The sequence below is a fragment of the Pseudomonas sp. R4-15 genome, from assembly GCF_055768815.1.
Map to the genome: position 1 here is coordinate 2190696 of NZ_CM147293.1, position 15159 is coordinate 2205854.

Here is a 15159-nt window from a genome sequence, read left to right on the forward strand (position 1 = left end):
TATGGAAGCACTGTTCGCCATCACGCTCGGCATCCTCACCAGCAGTGGGGTCTACCTGCTGCTGCGCGCCCGTGTGTTCCCCGTGGTGCTGGGCCTGACGTTGATCTCCTACGCGGTCAACCTGTTCATCTTCGCCATGGGCCGGCTGGGTACCGGGGTGCCCGCGGTGATCGGCATGAGCGAGCGCTATGGCGATCCGCTGCCGCAGGCGCTGGTGCTGACCGCCATCGTCATCGGCTTCGCCATGACCGCCTTCGTGCTGGTACTGGCACTGCGCGCGCTGGGCGAGCTGAAGACCGACCATGTCGATGGGGTGGAGCCGCGCGAATGAACCACGCGATTATCCTGCCGCTCTTGCTACCGCTGTTCTGCGGCGCGCTGTTGCTAGCCGTCGGACTGCGCCTGTCGCTGCGTACGCGGCGCCTGCTGTCGCTGCTTGCCTGCTGGGCGCAATTGCCCCTGGCGATCGGTCTGCTGTGCCTGGCGCTGGATGGCCAGGTGCGCCTGTACGCGCTGGGCAACTGGCAACCGCCATTCGGCATCGTGCTGATGCTCGACCGCCTGAGCGCGATGATGTTGCTACTCAGCGCGCTGCTCAGTGGCCTGGTGCTGCTCTATGCCAGCCGTGGCGATGACGAGCGCGGGGTGCATTTTCACGCCTTGTTCCAGTTCCAGTTGCTGGGCATCAACGGCGCCTTTCTCACCGGCGACCTGTTCAACCTGTTCGTTTTCTTCGAAATACTGCTGATCGCCTCCTATGCGCTGCTCGCCCATGGTGGTGGTGGCGCGCGCCTGCGCGCCAACCTGCATTACGTGGTGCTCAACCTGGTGGGCTCGTCGCTGTTCCTGATCGGCGTGAGCCTGCTCTACGGGCTGCTCGGCACCCTGAACATGATCGACCTGGGCACCCGGATCGCCCAGGCCGATGCGGATATCCAGCCGCTCCTGGCGGCGGCCGGCTACTTGCTGTTGGTGGTGTTCGGCCTGAAAGCGGCCATTCTGCCGCTGTATTTCTGGTTGCCGGCGGCCTACGGCTCGGCCAGCCCTCCGGTGGCCGCGCTGTTCGCGATCATGACCAAGGTCGGTCTGTACGCCATCGTGCGGGTGTTCGGCCTGCTCTTCGGTGCCTCCGCCGGGCCCCTGGCGGGGTTGGGTGATGAACTGCTCTGGGTCCTGGCGCTGGCCACGCTGGCCGCTGGCGTGCTCGGTGCCCTGGGTGCCCGTGACCTGCGACGGCTGCTTGCCTATCTGGTGGTGGTGTCAGTCGGCACGCTGCTGGCGGGTATCGCCATTGGCAGTCCGAGCTCCCTGAGCGGAGCGCTGTATTACCTGCTGCACAGCACACTGGTCGGCGCCGCGCTGTTCCTCGTCGCCGGGCTGATCGCGGAGCAGCGCGGTGAGGCGGGGGCGGATCTGACGCGCGACGCCGCGTTGCGCCAGCCGCTGTTACTGGGGCTGATGTTCTTCGCCGCCGCCATCGCGGTGGCCGGGTTGCCGCCGTTCTCCGGTTTCCTCGGTAAGCTGATGTTGCTGCGCTCGTTGCAACCGGGTGAGCCGGCCGCCTGGCTGTGGTCGGTGGTGCTGGTCGGTGGCCTGGGCATGTTGGTGGCACTCAGTCGCGCCGGCAGCCGGATCTTCTGGCGTGGCGGACGTGAGCTGCACGCCGCGCCGCACGCCGACCGCGTGCGCCTCTGCGCTGCGTTGGCACTCCTGGCGTGCTCTCCGCTGATGGTGCTGCTGGCGCATCCGCTGGTGGGCTACCTGCGGGACACCGTGGAGCAACTGCAGAACACCGCCGTCTATTTCGATCTGCTCAACGGAGGTCGGGGATGAAACGCTGGTTACCGCATCCGGCGCTAAGCCTGTTCCTGGCGATACTCTGGGTGTTGCTGGTCAATGACTTCGGGCTCGGCCAATGGCTGCTGGGCGCCGTGCTGGGCTGGCTGATTCCGTTGATCTGCCGGCCGTTCCTGCCGCCGGTACCGCAGGTGCGCAAGCCGCTCGCGTTGCTCGGATTCGCCTTGCGCGTGCTGGGCGACATCATCACCGCCAACCTGCAGGTGGCGCGCCTGGTGGTCGGCCCGCGCAGCCATCTGCACCCGGCCTTCGTGGAGATTCCGCTGGAGGTGCAGGACGAGTTCCTGATCACCGCCTTGGCGAGCATCATCTCATTGACGCCGGGTACGGTCTCCGCCGCGCTCAGCGAGGATCGCCGCACGCTGCTGGTTCATGGCCTGGACGTGCCCGACACGCAGGCGCTGGTACGCGAGGTGAAGACGCGTTACGAAGCCCCCCTGCTGGAGATATTCAAATGCTCGACTACGTGAGCCCACTGTGCCTGGGCATTCTCGGCGTGGCGCTGGTCTTCAATCTGATCCGCCTGTTGCAGGGGCCGAGCCTGCCGGACCGCGTACTGGCGCTGGACACCCTGTACATCAACGCGTTGGCGCTGATCGTGCTGTTCGGCATCTGGTTGTCCTCGACGCTGTTCTTCGAGGCGGCGCTGCTCATCGCGGTGATGGGCTTCGTCGGTACCGTCGCGGTAGGCAAGCACCTGCTGCGCGGCGACATCATCGAGTGAGGTGACCCCATGCCATTCTGGATCGAAGCGCTGATCTGTCTGTTCCTGTTGCTCGGCAGCCTGTTCGCGCTGATCGGTGCCATCGGCCTGTACCGCCTGCCGGACTTCTACACGCGCCTGCATGGTCCGACCAAGGCGACCACCCTAGGCGTTGGCAGCGTGGCGCTGGCCTCGATGCTCTACTTCTCCACCACGGACTCGGGCATCAGCCTGCACGAGCTGCTGATCACCCTGTTCCTCTTCCTCACCGCACCGGTCAGTGCGCACATCCTCGCCAAGGCCGCGATGCATCTGCGCCTGCCACGTAGCGAGAATACCCAGGGCCGGCCGTGGGAGTGAGTCGAGGTCGTCGCTGAGCGGATGCCCGTGCAGAACAACCTGCGTGCGGTGGTCGCGCTGATTGCTGCCACGGCGCTGTGGGCCAGCGCCTTCATCGCCCTGAAAATCGCCTTCGCCGAGTTGCCGCCGTTGTGGGTCATCTTCGGCCGTCTGGCCATCGGCAGCCTGGTATTCCTGCTCGCCTGGCGTTGGCGCGGGAGCATCGTCTATCGGCGGGGTGACTGGAAATGGCTGCTGGCGATGGCCGCCTGCGAGCCCTGTCTGTATTTCGTCTTCGAGGCCTTGGCGCTGCAGCATACGAGTGCCTCCCAGGCGGGCATGATCACCGCGCTGTTGCCACTGATGGTGGCGCTAGGGGCCTTCCTGGTGCTTGGCGAACGCATTGGCTGGCGCAGCCTGGCAGGCTTCCTGCTGGCGCTGGGCGGAGTGCTCTGGCTGACCCTGGCTGGCGAACCGGACGTCCACGCGCCAGCGCCACTGCTTGGCAATACCCTGGAGTTCCTGGCGATCCTCAGCGCGACCGGCTACACGCTGCTGGTCAAGCAACTGTCCGCGCGCTACTCGGCGTTTCTGCTCACCGCCATCCAGGCCTTCGTCGGCAGCCTGTTCTTCCTGCCGCTGGCGCTGTACTTCGAGCCCTTGCCGACCCGGCTCAGCGCCACCGGAGTCCTTGCCACGCTCTACCTGGGGGTAATGGTCAGCGTCGCGGCGTACGGCCTCTATACGTACGGTGTGCAGCGCATGTCGGCGAGCCGGGCGACCGGCTTCACCAACCTGATTCCGCTATTCACCTTGGTCTTTGCGGTGCTCCTGCTTGGCGAACGGCTGACGGCCGGCCAGTTGTGCGCGGCCACGCTGGTATTCCTTGGCGTCCTGTTGAGCCAGATGCAGGGCGCCACGCGACCGCCGGCCGGTGTGCTCGACTAGGGCTGCCGGCGTTTCGTTCAGCGCCAGGCCAGGGCAACGTCGAGCATGCGGTTGGCGAAGGCCCATTCGTTGTCGTACCAGGCCAGCACCTTGACCAGGTCGCCTTCGATGCGGGTGTGGTTGAGGTCCACCACGCAGGACACCGGGTAGCCACTGAAATCCTTCGAGACCAGCGGTTCGCGGGTGCACTCCATGACCCCCGGAGCGAGCCCGGCGGCGCCGTCGATCAGGGCCTTCTCCAGGGTCGCCAGGTCGCAGGGGCGTTCCGCGTTGAAGGTCAGGTCGAGCAGCGAGACGTTCGGCGTCGGCACGCGCACGGCGAGGCCATCCAGGCGGCCGTCCAGTTCCGGGATCACCAGGCCGATGGTCTTCGCAGCGCCGGTGCTGGTGGGAATCATCGATAGTGCCGCGGCGCGGGCGCGGTAGAGGTCACCGTGCTCCTTGTCGAGCAGGTTCTGGTCGTTGGTGTAGGCATGCACCGTGGTCATCAGCCCCTGGGTGATCCCCACTGCCTCGTGCAGCACCTTGGCCATCGGCGCCAGACAGTTGGTGGTACAGGAGGCGTTGGACACGACCTTCTGGCCACCCAGCAAGTGATGGTTGACGCCGTACACCACGGTCAGGTCGGCGCTGTCCATCGGGTGCGAGAGCAGCACCCGGGCGGCGCCGGCGGTGATGTGCTGTTCGGCGAGTTGGCGGCTCTTGAACTTGCCGGTGCATTCCAGCACCAGGTCGACGTCCAGCGCCTTCCAGGGCAACTGGGTCGGGTCACGCAGGCTGCTCAGGTGAATTGCCTGGCCTTCGATGAGCAGGCGGTCCTCCTGTAATTCCACCGGGAAGTGAAAACGCCCGAAGGCCGAGTCGTAGCGGGTCAGATGGGCGAGCGTCTCGTAGTCACCCAGGTCGTTGATGCCAACGACCTGGATACGATCCTGCAAGCCCCGTTCGAACAAGGCGCGGAGCAGGCAGCGGCCGATACGGCCATAACCGTTGAGAGCGATGCGCAACATGGACAGTCCTCCTGGTGGGTAGGGTGAAACTTTCAGTCCTATGAGCTTAGGCGCTCAAGCACGGGCTGTCCGAGAGAATGCGATCAGCGTCGCAATGCGCCGTAGTAGCCGCAGCCAGCGTTCATCTCGCCGTCGAGGCGCAACTGCGCGGAGAGGTGGCTGATGGTGCCCGTCATGCTGTCCGTGCAACGCTGCGGTGTCAGCCAGAGTTCCAGGCGTTGTCCATTGGCCTGGCTGGAGAGCGCTACGCCGCCGCCGGGCAATTGCTCTTCAACGTAGGGCAGCGCCAGGGGCGGCTGGCCAGGGCGGGTGAGCAGCAGGCCGGCGGCTTCCACTTCCACGTGCCATTCCGGCTCATGGCCGCTGGCGCGCAGTTGCGTTTGCGCCAGGCGCGGGTCGTCGCAGCCGGCGCCTTCGTGTTGCAGGCGATAGCGCTGCTGTACCGTCAACTGGCTTTCCGCCTCGCCATTGGCGGCACCCAGGCGACCGCCCAGGTCGGCGAAGGCGGGACTGCCGAACGACTGCAGTTCTTCACGCAGCGCTGGATCGGCAATTTCCAGTTGCAGGCCGTGGGCGCCACCGCAGGGTTGCAAGCTCCATTGCCCCTCTCGTTCGACCAATTGACCCTGCACGCGACTGCCCGGTGTTTGCGTGGCGGGAGGCGTGGCGGGCCACAGCTGGCAACCGGCGAGTAGACAGAAGGGAAGCAGGGACAGGTGGCGTAGGGACATCGTGCTAGGTAATCCGCAGGCAGGGGGAGCCTCACGTTACCGACAGGGGCAGAGCAGCTCAAGGCCCTAGCGGCTCGCTCGGAGGGCTTGCTAAGCTGCGCGTAACGGCGGTGTCTTCACGCCTCTGCTCCGGCTCCTCATCGTGTCCATTCGTTCGCGCCTGATTCTGCTGGTCCTGGCCTTGCTGACTCCGAGTCTGATCGCCGCGTTGCTGGCGATCGGCTACGTCTATCAGGAGCAGCTCGAGCGGGTCAGCCAGAGCATGCGCGAGGCGACCCGCGCCATGGCTCTGGCCGTGGATCGCGATCTTTCCCGCCGTGACGCCATCATCGAAACCCTGGCGACCTCGCCAGCGTTGCTGCGCGGCGATCTGGCGGAGTTCTACGCGCAGGCGCGTCTGCTCGCGCCGGACTGGTCCAACTCGATCATCCTCTCGGACCCCGAGGGCCAGCAGTTGCTCAATACGCGGGTGCCGTTTGGCGACCCCTTGCCCAAGGTCAAGCTGCTGACCGAGCCGATATCCGACCAGGCCTTCAGCGTCAGCAACCTGTTCATGGCGCCGATTGGCGGGCAGTGGAGCTTCAATGTGCGGCGTCCGGTTCTGGAGCACGGCAGGCCGCGCTATATCCTGGCGATGAGTTCCTTTGCCCGTCAGGTCGACCAGATACTGCATGCCCAGCAACTGCCCAGCGGTTGGCTCGGGGTGGTGCTCGACCGGCAATGGCGTGTAGTGGCGCGCAATCAGTCCTCCGACCGTTTCCTCGGGCACCAGGCCTCTGGCGATTTCATACATAGCATGAAGGAACACGATGGCGGCTTCGTGCAGAGCGTCTCGCTGGATGGCACGCCCTTGGTTTCGTTCTACGCCCAGGCGCCGATTTCCGGGTGGAGTCTGGTGATTGGCGTGCCGCGCTCGGAGTTCACCCAGGGCGTGGTGCGCGCGTTGCTGGCGGTCGGCGGTGTGGCCTTCGCCTTGGCCGCGCTGGCGGTGCTATTGGCGTTCTGGATCGGGCGCAAGATCAGCCGCCCGCTGCACCAACTGGACCACATGGCCCAGGCGATGGGGGCCGGGGCGCTGGTCACGGCGCAGCCGACCGGGCTGCGGGAGGCCGATCGGACTGCGCTGGTGCTGGCCCAGGCCAGCGAACGCATCCACGACCACCGCGAGGAACTCAACAGCCGTATCGAGGAGGCCGTTGCGCAGTCCCAGCGTTCCCTGCAGGCCCTGCAGCAGGGGCAGAAGCTCGAGGCATTGGGACGCCTCACCGGTGGTATCTCCCATGACTTCAACAACCTGCTGCAGACGCTTTCCACCGGTTTGCAACTGGCGAGCATGCTCAGTAGCGACCCACGGGTGCTGCGTGCCCTGGAAGCCTGTAGCCGTTCCGTGGAGCGCGGCACGGCGCTGATACGCCAGTTGATGGCTTTCAGTCAGCACCGTAGCGATGCGGCGCGGCCGCTGGATCTGGTGGTCATGCTGCGTGAACTGCGCGAATTGCTCGAAGGCGGCCTGCCCAGCCGAGTGCGCCTGCTCATGGAGCTGCCCGAAGAGCCCTGCCAGGTGCGCCTGGACCCGCTGCAAGCCGAGCTGGCCGTGCTCAATCTGGCCTTCAACGCCCGTGATGCCATGCCCGATGGCGGTGCGCTGACCATCAGCCTGCGGCCGCGCCAGGGTGAGCTTCCCCAAGGGCTGGCACCGGGCAAGTATCTCGAACTGAGCCTTTGCGATCAGGGTGAAGGCATGAGCGAGGAGGTTCGCGCACGGGCCTGCGAGCCGTTCTTCACCACCAAACCGGTCGGGGAGGGCACCGGCCTGGGGCTGGCGCAGGTCTACGGCTTCGTGCGTGAGGCCGGAGGTCACCTGGAGCTGGAGAGCACGCCGGGTCTTGGAACCTGCGTGCGTATCCTGCTGCCTGCGGTGCAGACGGAGATCAAGCTGCCCGCCAGCACACCGGTGAGCACCACGTTGCCGCGTGGCGATGGCCTGCGCCTGCTGCTGGTGGACGACGACAGCCTGGTCCGCCAGGTAGTCGGTCCGGCGCTGGAGGAACTGGGCTACCAGGTGACGCTGGCGAATAACGCGGACCAGGCGTTGACGCTGTTCCACAGCAGTGAAGCGCCCTTCGACATCGTCTTCTCCGACATCGTCATGCCCGGCAGCATGGACGGCGTCGGCCTGGCCCAACGTCTGCGCGAGCAGGTGGCCGACCTGCCGGTGCTGCTCGCCACCGGTTACAGCGAGCGGCAACCCGAGGAGCACGGTTTCGCGGTGATCGACAAGCCCTACAGTGTCGAGGGACTGGTGCTGGCGCTACACGTCGAGCTGGCCGCCGGCGCCGCAACCTGACACACCTGCGGTTGCCACCAGTCGGGTAGCAGATGCAAGACTTCAGCACGGGCGAAGCGATCGTCTATCAGCCAAAGGGCGCCCCGGTCCTGCTCGCTGCGGATGACCCGCCCGGCTGCCTGAACCACCTTCTGCAATCCCGGATAGAGATAGGCGTAGTCGTAGCCACGGCCGAAGCGTCGTTGCAGGCAGGCGCGGCGCTGCTCGTTCAGCGGGTTCAGTTGCGGCAGCCCCAGGGTCGCGACGAAGGCGCCGATCAGGCGTTCGCCGGGCAGGTCGATGCCTTCGCCAAAGGCGCCACCGAGCACGGCGAAGCCGATGCCACGTCCGCCGGCCTCGAAGCGGGCCAGGAACGCCTCGCGCTCGGCCTCGCGCATGCCCCGTGCCTGGCTCCACTGGGGAATCTGCGGATAGGCCTGGGTGAACTGCTGTAGCACCTGCTGCAGGTAGTCGAAGCTGCTGAAGAAGGCCAGGTAGTTGCCCGGCCGCGACGCGTACTGCTCGCCCAGCAGCCGTGCGATGGGTGCCAGAGAAGCCCGGCGGTCGGCGAAGCGGGTGGACAGGTCAGCGGCGATGCGGACCTGCAACTGCGCCCCGTGGAAGGGCGACTGCACGTCGAGCCAGGGCGTGTGTGCCGGTAGGCCGAGCAGGTCACGCTGGTAGTGGGCCGGGGCGAGGGTCGCGGAGAAGAGCGCGACGCTGCGCGCGCTGGCGAAGCGCGGCGCGAGAAAACTGGCCGGGAGCAGGTTGCGCAAGCCCAGGCGGGTGTAGTGGCGTCCTCGCGAGGCCGGGCGCTGAGACAGGTCGAACAGCGAGTGGTCATCGCTGTAGCTTTCTGCCAGCCGGGTGAAGTGCAGCACCTCGAAATACCAGGTGAGCAGCTCCGCAGGGGCCACTACGCCGGGCTCGCTCAGCCACTCGGCGCAGACCGCGACCGCCTGGGACAGTGCCCCGAGCAGTGCGCGCGGCGCCTCGCGCAGCACCCGATAGTCGGCCGGTGCCTCTTCGTTCAGCGTCTTCCAGCAGGTCTGCAGACGCGACAGGCTGCGCTGCAGCGGTTTCGGGGCGAGCTTGCGCAAGCCCGTCAGCGCGCCCTGGTCGAGTTCCGCGCTGTACATCTCGCGGGCGCGCTCGACCAGATTGTGTGCCTCGTCCACCAGCACCGTCACCCGCCAGCCCTCGCTTTGCGTCAGGGCGTGCAGCAAGGCGCTGGTGTCGAAGAAATAGTTGTAGTCGCCCACCACCACGTCGACCCAGCGCACCAGTTCCTGGCTCAGGTAGTAGGGGCAGACCTGGTGCTCGTGAGCCAACGCCTCAAGACGCTGGCGATCCAGTTGCGCGGGCATTGCCAATGCGGCGGCGCGGGCGGCCGGCAAGCGATCATAGAAGCCACGGGCCAGCGGGCAGGATTCGCCATGGCAGGCCTTGTCCGGATGCACACAGGCCTTGTCCCGGGCGATCAGTTCCAGGCTGCGCAGGGGGCGCCCATCGGCATGCGCCAGGCGCTGCAGGGCATCCAGCGCCAGACCGCGACCGGAGCCCTTGGCGGACAGGTAGAAGAGCTTGTCGAGCCCGGCACGCGGCATGGCTTTGAGCTGCGGGAACAGTGTGCCAAGTGTCTTGCCGATCCCGGTGGGCGCCTGGGCGAGCAGGTGGCAGCCGGTGGCGGCGGCCTTGTAGACGGCCTCGGCGAGGCTACGCTGGCCCTCGCGGAAAGTCAGTGGGAAGGCCAGTTCAGCGAGCATGCCTTCACGCTGCTGGCGATGCCGGGCTTCGCTGTGCGCCCAGTCGAGGAAGGCTGCGCAGAGTGCTTCGAAGGCTTGCCGCAGTGCCTCGGCGGTGTGCCGCTCGACGACCAGCGTCTCGCGCTCGCTGGCGATGTCCAGGTAGACCAGCGCCAGCTCGATCTCCGCTAGCCCGCGCTCGGCACACAGCAGCCAGCCATAGGTGCGCGCTTGTGCCCAGTGCAACTGGCGGTGATTGTCCGGCTGGCGTGAAAGGTCGCCGCGGTAGGTTTTGATCTCTTCCAGGCGGTTGAGCGCCGGGTCGTAACCGTCGGCCCGGCCGCGCACCTGAAGGTCGGCGTAGTCCGCGCCGAGGGTGATCTCGCGTTGGTAGCCGGCATCGCGCCGAGCGGTGACCAGGGCGTGACCCTCGATGCCTTCCAGGGCGGTGGGCGAGGGCGTGAAGCGCAGGTCCAGGTCACCCCGCTTGGCGGCGAACTCGCAGAGCGCGCGCACCGAGACGCGGTAGCTCACGCCGTCTCCTGCCAGCGCACGTAGCATACCGCTACCGGCAGGCCGTGCTCGACGCAGTAGTCCAGCCAGCGCAACTGGTTGTCCTGCAGGCGATCGCCCGGACCCTTCACCTCGATCATCCGGTAGCTGCCGCGCGCCGGCCAGAACTGGATCAGGTCCGGCAGGCCGGCGCGGTTGTTGCCCAGGTCGGCGAGCAGGCGCGCGAAGTACAGCCGCAGGTGTGCCGCCGGCAGGCACGCCAGGGCCAGTTCCAGCAGCGTTTCGTCGATCAGCGCCCAGTGTACGAAGGGATTCTGCAGACCGAATTTGCTCGCATGACAGGCGCGAATGCGCGCCGCGTAGTCTCCGTCTAGCGATGCCAGGCAGTCCTCGAAGAGGGCCTGCCGGCGCTGCGTGAAGTCCGTTGCGAGCAGGTCCGCCGGCGCGGCCTGGTAGGGATTGAAGAAGGCGCCGGGCAGCGCGGCGAAGATCGCGTCCCAGCAGAGCAGGCCGAACAGCGAGGTGAGCAGGCCGTTCTCCACGTAGAACAGCGGCGCGTCCGCGTGCCACAGATGTTCGCCCACCGCGCGTTCCACGCTGGTGGCCTGCGGCAGGCACAACTCCAGGCGCTCGACCTCGGCCGCCCGGCGACTGCGTGGAATCTTCGCGCCGAAGTGGCGGCGCAGACGCGGCAGGATGCGCGAGAGTTGCTGGCGCTCGCTCTCGCTTTCCGGCGCCGCCTGAGCCTGCTCGGCCAACTGCAGTGCCTCGGCGTGGCGGCCGGCGCGCTCGAGCACGCGGATGCGTCGGGCGCGGGCACCGGCATGGGTGCAGCGCGCGTAGAGTTCCAGCGCTTCCGGCCACAGGGCTTCGCGTTCCAGTTGCTGGCCCAGGCTGAACAGCAGGCGCTGCCGGCGCGCGGCCAGCCAGGGGTTGGCACAGGTCGGCGCGTCGACCTCCGGCAGCAGTTCCGCTACAGGGATTCCCGCCTCGAAGCGCTCGCGGCAGCGCTGCAGGGCGAGGTAGTCATCGACATCCTCGCGCGCCTGGAAACCGCGCGCGGACGCCGGGATGCGCACCTGCTCGTAACGGTAGACCCCCAGGTCGGCGAGGACGAACTCCGACCAGTCCTGGCGCAGGTTGCCGAAGAACATCAGCCGCAAGCGCTCGCAGAGCGGGTCCAGGCTCAGACGATAGACCCGTTCCCCTGGCAGCGCCGGCACCGGGTCGAGTTCGATGAGCGCCGCGCGCAGCTCCGTTTTACGTAACCTTGCGGCATTCGGCACGCGCTCGCGGAACAGACTGACGAGCTCGTCCTTGCGCGCCAGGGCGAAAAGCTCCTCGACGCTCAGCGGTGGATCGCAGATCAACCAGTCTTCGTCCTGCAACGGCTGCGCGGCACTTCGTGGACAACCGATCTCCGGGTAATCGAGACGGCTCGCGCGAAACAGCGCGCCCTTGCGCATGGCCATGCGCACCAGCAACGCACGGGCGGCTTGCGGCAATTGCGGAAAACGCTGCAGGAAGTGGCGCTCCTGCTCGTCGAACAGGTCGGCATAGCGCTCGCCGAGCCACTCCAGCACCCGCTGGAAGTTGGCCAGGTAGTAGAAAGGATCGTCGACGGAGGCGTGCATGGGGCGCGAGGCGGAAGTCAGGAAACTGGTAATTTATACAGTTATCCTGGCCGTCGGCAAAGACCGGAAGGATCGGCGGTATCTGTGGTGAGTCTGGGTAGGGTGGGGCGCCCAGGAGGGCGAAACCGGGAGTATCGGAGGAACGCCGACAACCGGTTCACCGAAGGCCCGCTGCACCTGCCCTAATCTTGAGCCGCCGCCGCCGCCGCCGCCGCCGCCGCCGCCGCCGGTAGTGATGTTTGCGATTTTGTGCTTGGGGTGGGAGCTTGGCGCTTTCCTCGGTTGGGACTACAGATTTCGCCTTGCACGGCGACCTACTTCTTCTTGAGTGCGGATGGCCGCCCCGATCAAGAAGAAGTAGGCAAGAAGAAGACCACCCCAACATCCGGCCCCAGCCGCTGCACGGCTGGGGTTCCCTCGCTCCGGCGCTGCTCCGGGGGCCGGCCCGTACGGTCCATCCCTGGACCGCACAGGCCTCTCGCCGCCGTCCTGGCGGCTCACTCCCCTGCGCAACGCCTCCACTCGGCCTCCTGAAGGGGGCCCGGGGGCCGGCCTCGTCATCGGTGGTCGCATTGCCCTGGCTCGGCCCCGGCCCGGTAGGATGGGTTGAGGCGCGTAGCGACGATACCCATCGTGATGATCGTGATGGGTATCGCTGCGCTCTATCTACGCGGCCCGCCCCATCCTACCCGCTGGCGTGCTTTGCTCTTTGAACTGCGCTCTGCGCCTTCGATAACCGCTAGAATGGCGCTTTCCCAGTCTCCGCGCCTGCCATGTCCGTCGTCCCCCACAGCACCCTGCACCTGCCGGCCGGCGCTTGGCCGAGCCTGCTGGATTGCCTGTGCGAACACTTTCCCGCCGTGGGGCGCGAGACCTGGTTGCGGCGCTTCGCCGCCGGCAAGGTGACGGATGAGCAGGATCGTCCACTGACGCCGGAAAGCGTGCCGCGCGAGGGGTTGCGAGTTCGCTATTACCGGGAACTGGAGGACGAGACGCCAATTCCCTTCGAGCACCGCGTGCTCTATCAGGACGAACACCTGGTCGTGGTGGACAAGCCACACTTCCTACCGGTGATGCCGGCCGGGCGCTTCGTCGAGCAGACGCTGCTGGTACGTCTGCGCCGCGCACTGGATAACCCGCAACTGGTCCCGTTGCATCGCCTGGATCGGCTAACGGCCGGGCTGGTGATGTTTTCCGCGTGCGCTGCCACGCGGGATGCCTACTTGGAGCTGTTCCGTCAGCGCCGCATCGTTAAGTGCTACGAGGCCGTGGCCGCGGCCTTGCCGGCGCTCGACTTTCCTCGTTTGCAGGTCAGCCGCCTGGAGCGCGGCGAGCCATTCTTCCGCATGCGCGAGGTGGCGGGCGAGGCGAATGCGCAGACGCGCATGGAAGTGCTCGAACGGGGCGCCAAGCACTGGCGCTACGCACTGCAGCCGGTGACTGGACGCAAGCATCAGTTGCGCGTGCAGATGGCCGCGCTGGGCGCTCCGATCCTCGGTGATCCGCTGTATCCGGTGCTGCAGGCGGAAAGGGCGGCGGAGGACTTTTCCACGCCGCTCAGTTTGCTGGCGCGGTCGCTGCGTTTCGATGACCCGCTCGAGGGTCGACCGCGCCACTTCGAAAGCCGCCTGCAGTTTTCAATGTGAGCCTCGGCACAGCCGCCGGGCGACACGTTCCAGCAGCTCGAAGGAAATCGGCTTGTCCAGGTGCTCGTCGAAGCCGGCGGCCAGGGCCTCCTCGACTTCGCGAGAGCCGCCGTAGCCGCTCAGGGCGATGGCGGCCAGCGCCTGGCCGCGCGGCTGCTGGCGCAACAGGCGGATCATCTGCAGGCCGTCCATGCCGGGCATGGAGAGGTCGGAGAGCAGCAGGTCGAAGTCCAGCGTGGCGCTGGCCAGCAGGGCGTCGCGCGCGTTGCCCACGGTATGCACGATGGCGCCTTCGATCTCCAGCAATGCCTGGAGTCCCTCGCGGACTTCGGCGGAGTCGTCGACCAGGAGGATGCGCAGCCCGTGCAGCGCCCCGTCTCGGGGTTCGCCGGTCGCCTCCAGCGCCTCGCCCTGGGGCTGCAACGGCAGCCAGACGCTGAAGGTGCTGCCCTGCCCGAGCCCCGCGGAATAGGCCGAGACGCGCCCGCCATGCGCCTCCGCCAACTGGCGGACCAGGGCGAGGCCGATGCCCAGGCCTTCACGGCTGCCGGCCAGGCGCTGGTCTGGCAATTGGTCGAACAGTTCGAAGATGCGTTGTAGGTCTTCGCTGGCGATGCCCTGGCCGTCGTCGCTGACGTCCAGCCGCAGTTGCTCGCCGTCGTGGGCCAGGCGCAGGCTGATCGTGCCACCGGCGGGCGTGAATTTGAGCGCGTTGTTGAGCAGGTTCCAGACGATCTGCTCGATCCGCAACGGATCGCCATGCACCGGCCGGTCGATACCCTGGGTATCCACCTCGATGGCGATGTCACGGGCGTAGGCATCCTCGTGCACCGCATCCACCAGTTCGTCGATCAGCGGCGGCAGCGATACCGCCTCGGGGTTCAGGCGCAGCTTGCCGGTATTGAGCCGCGAGAGGTCGAGCAGATCGTCGATCAGGCGGGCCTGGCTGCGCACCGCCGCGAGTATCGCCTGGCTGGCGCGGGCGGCGATGGCGTGGCTCTTCACCGCCGAGAGGCGGCTGATGAGTTCGGCGTTCAGCTGGATCAGGTTGAGCGGATGCTTGAGCTCGTGGGACATCATGGCGAAGAACTCGTCCTTGAGCCGGGCATCTTCGCGCGAACGCTGGTTGCGGTCCGCCTGTTCTTCCTCGCGGCGGCGGCGCTCGGTGCTGTCCTGGCCAATGGCGATGAAGCCTTGCAGGCCGCGCGCGTCATACAGGGGGCTGACACGCAGGCTGGCGTGAAAACGCGCACCCTGCTGGTTCACGTACCAGTGCTCGATGTCCCGGCTTTCTCCGTGGGGTAGGTCGGAGAGCTCGGTGAGCAGTGTCTGCGGCGGTTCGTCGGCCAGCAGCAGGCCGAGGGGGCGTTGCTGGATTTCCTTGTCCGGATAGCCGAAGGCGCGGTGGGCGCCAAGGTTCCAACCGATGACGCGGGCCTGCGGGTCGAGTTCGATGATCAGGTGGTCGCCGGTCGAGGCTGCGATCAGCTCCAGTCGCTGCTGGGCGGCACGCGCGCTGCGCAGTTGTTCGCGCAACACGTCCACGCGCTGCTCGCCGTCCGCGCCCACTGAGGATTCAGCTTGCTCGCCATGCTTGTCCAACACACTCTCCTTGATAGCCAAACCGTCCGCGAGGTGGGGCGCGAGGACAGTTTCGAGTCTATCCGTCGCCAATGCCGCGAGCGATGCTGGCACCTTGCCCGAGGA

13 protein-coding genes are annotated in these 15159 nt (G+C 66.9%); 8 read left to right on the plus strand and 5 right to left on the minus strand.

Translation table 11 applies throughout. The features are described 5' to 3' along the window. The first annotated feature begins 1 nt into the window (after position 1). Genes ACYRGX_RS10460 through ACYRGX_RS10485 form a run of 6 tightly spaced genes read left to right on the plus strand, consistent with a single transcriptional unit; the run spans position 2 to position 3847 of the window. The gene (locus ACYRGX_RS10460) at positions 2-331 is read left to right on the plus strand and encodes a Na+/H+ antiporter subunit C (protein ID WP_473056493.1); all 330 of its coding nucleotides are present in this window, start codon (positions 2-4) and stop codon (positions 329-331) included. Next, entirely contained in the window at positions 328-1833 is a 1506-nt protein-coding gene (locus tag ACYRGX_RS10465) for a monovalent cation/H+ antiporter subunit D (RefSeq protein WP_473056494.1), read from the plus strand. The genes ACYRGX_RS10460 and ACYRGX_RS10465 overlap by 4 nt, the downstream gene beginning before the upstream one ends. Then, positions 1830-2327, plus strand: a complete 498-nt coding sequence (locus ACYRGX_RS10470; RefSeq protein ID WP_473056495.1) for a Na+/H+ antiporter subunit E — start codon at positions 1830-1832, stop codon at positions 2325-2327. Before ACYRGX_RS10465 ends, ACYRGX_RS10470 begins: the two co-directional genes overlap by 4 nt. Further along, positions 2312-2581, plus strand: coding sequence for a K+/H+ antiporter subunit F (locus ACYRGX_RS10475; protein WP_473056496.1), 270 nt, complete (start codon positions 2312-2314; stop codon positions 2579-2581). The genes ACYRGX_RS10470 and ACYRGX_RS10475 overlap by 16 nt, the downstream gene beginning before the upstream one ends. A 9-nt stretch (positions 2582-2590) precedes the next feature. Further along, the gene (locus tag ACYRGX_RS10480; RefSeq protein WP_473056497.1) at positions 2591-2920 is read left to right on the plus strand and encodes a Na+/H+ antiporter subunit G; all 330 of its coding nucleotides are present in this window, start codon (positions 2591-2593) and stop codon (positions 2918-2920) included. Positions 2921-2941: 21 nt separating this feature from the next. Then, complete coding sequence (locus tag ACYRGX_RS10485; protein ID WP_473056498.1) at positions 2942-3847, plus strand: DMT family transporter; 906 nt, start codon at positions 2942-2944, stop codon at positions 3845-3847. A gap of 17 nt (positions 3848-3864) precedes the next feature. Here ACYRGX_RS10485 and gap read toward each other — a convergent pair whose 3' ends face one another. Next, positions 3865-4857, minus strand: a complete 993-nt coding sequence (gene gap, locus ACYRGX_RS10490) for a type I glyceraldehyde-3-phosphate dehydrogenase (protein ID WP_473056499.1) — start codon at positions 4855-4857, stop codon at positions 3865-3867. An 83-nt stretch (positions 4858-4940) separates the two neighbouring features. Then, positions 4941-5588 (minus strand): COG3650 family protein, encoded by a 648-nt coding sequence (locus ACYRGX_RS10495; RefSeq protein WP_473056500.1) that lies wholly within the window; start codon positions 5586-5588, stop codon positions 4941-4943. Positions 5589-5730: 142 nt separating this feature from the next. On the opposite strand from ACYRGX_RS10495, the gene ACYRGX_RS10500 reads away from it, so the two are divergent. After that, entirely contained in the window at positions 5731-7935 is a 2205-nt protein-coding gene (locus tag ACYRGX_RS10500; protein ID WP_473056501.1) for a hybrid sensor histidine kinase/response regulator, read from the plus strand. Here the strand turns inward: ACYRGX_RS10500 and ACYRGX_RS10505 are convergent. Together ACYRGX_RS10505 and ACYRGX_RS10510 are read right to left on the minus strand one after the other, a co-directional pair. Next, complete coding sequence (locus ACYRGX_RS10505; RefSeq protein WP_473056502.1) at positions 7872-10220, minus strand: helicase C-terminal domain-containing protein; 2349 nt, start codon at positions 10218-10220, stop codon at positions 7872-7874. The two genes, ACYRGX_RS10500 and ACYRGX_RS10505, sit on opposite strands and share 64 nt — an antisense overlap. Then, positions 10190-11806 carry a VRR-NUC domain-containing protein gene (locus tag ACYRGX_RS10510; protein ID WP_473056503.1) on the minus strand — a complete coding sequence of 539 codons (1617 nt, stop codon included), beginning with the start codon at positions 11804-11806 and terminating at the stop codon, positions 10190-10192. The genes ACYRGX_RS10505 and ACYRGX_RS10510 overlap by 31 nt, the downstream gene beginning before the upstream one ends. Before the next feature lie 773 nt (positions 11807-12579). Here ACYRGX_RS10510 and ACYRGX_RS10515 point away from each other — a divergent pair. After that, a complete protein-coding gene (locus ACYRGX_RS10515) occupies positions 12580-13452 on the plus strand; it encodes a pseudouridine synthase (protein WP_473056504.1) in 873 nt (290 codons plus the stop codon). On the opposite strand, the gene ACYRGX_RS10520 is transcribed toward ACYRGX_RS10515, so the two are convergent. After that, complete coding sequence (locus ACYRGX_RS10520) at positions 13444-15054, minus strand: hybrid sensor histidine kinase/response regulator (RefSeq protein WP_473056505.1); 1611 nt, start codon at positions 15052-15054, stop codon at positions 13444-13446. The two genes, ACYRGX_RS10515 and ACYRGX_RS10520, sit on opposite strands and share 9 nt — an antisense overlap. Positions 15055-15159 lie beyond the last annotated feature (105 nt).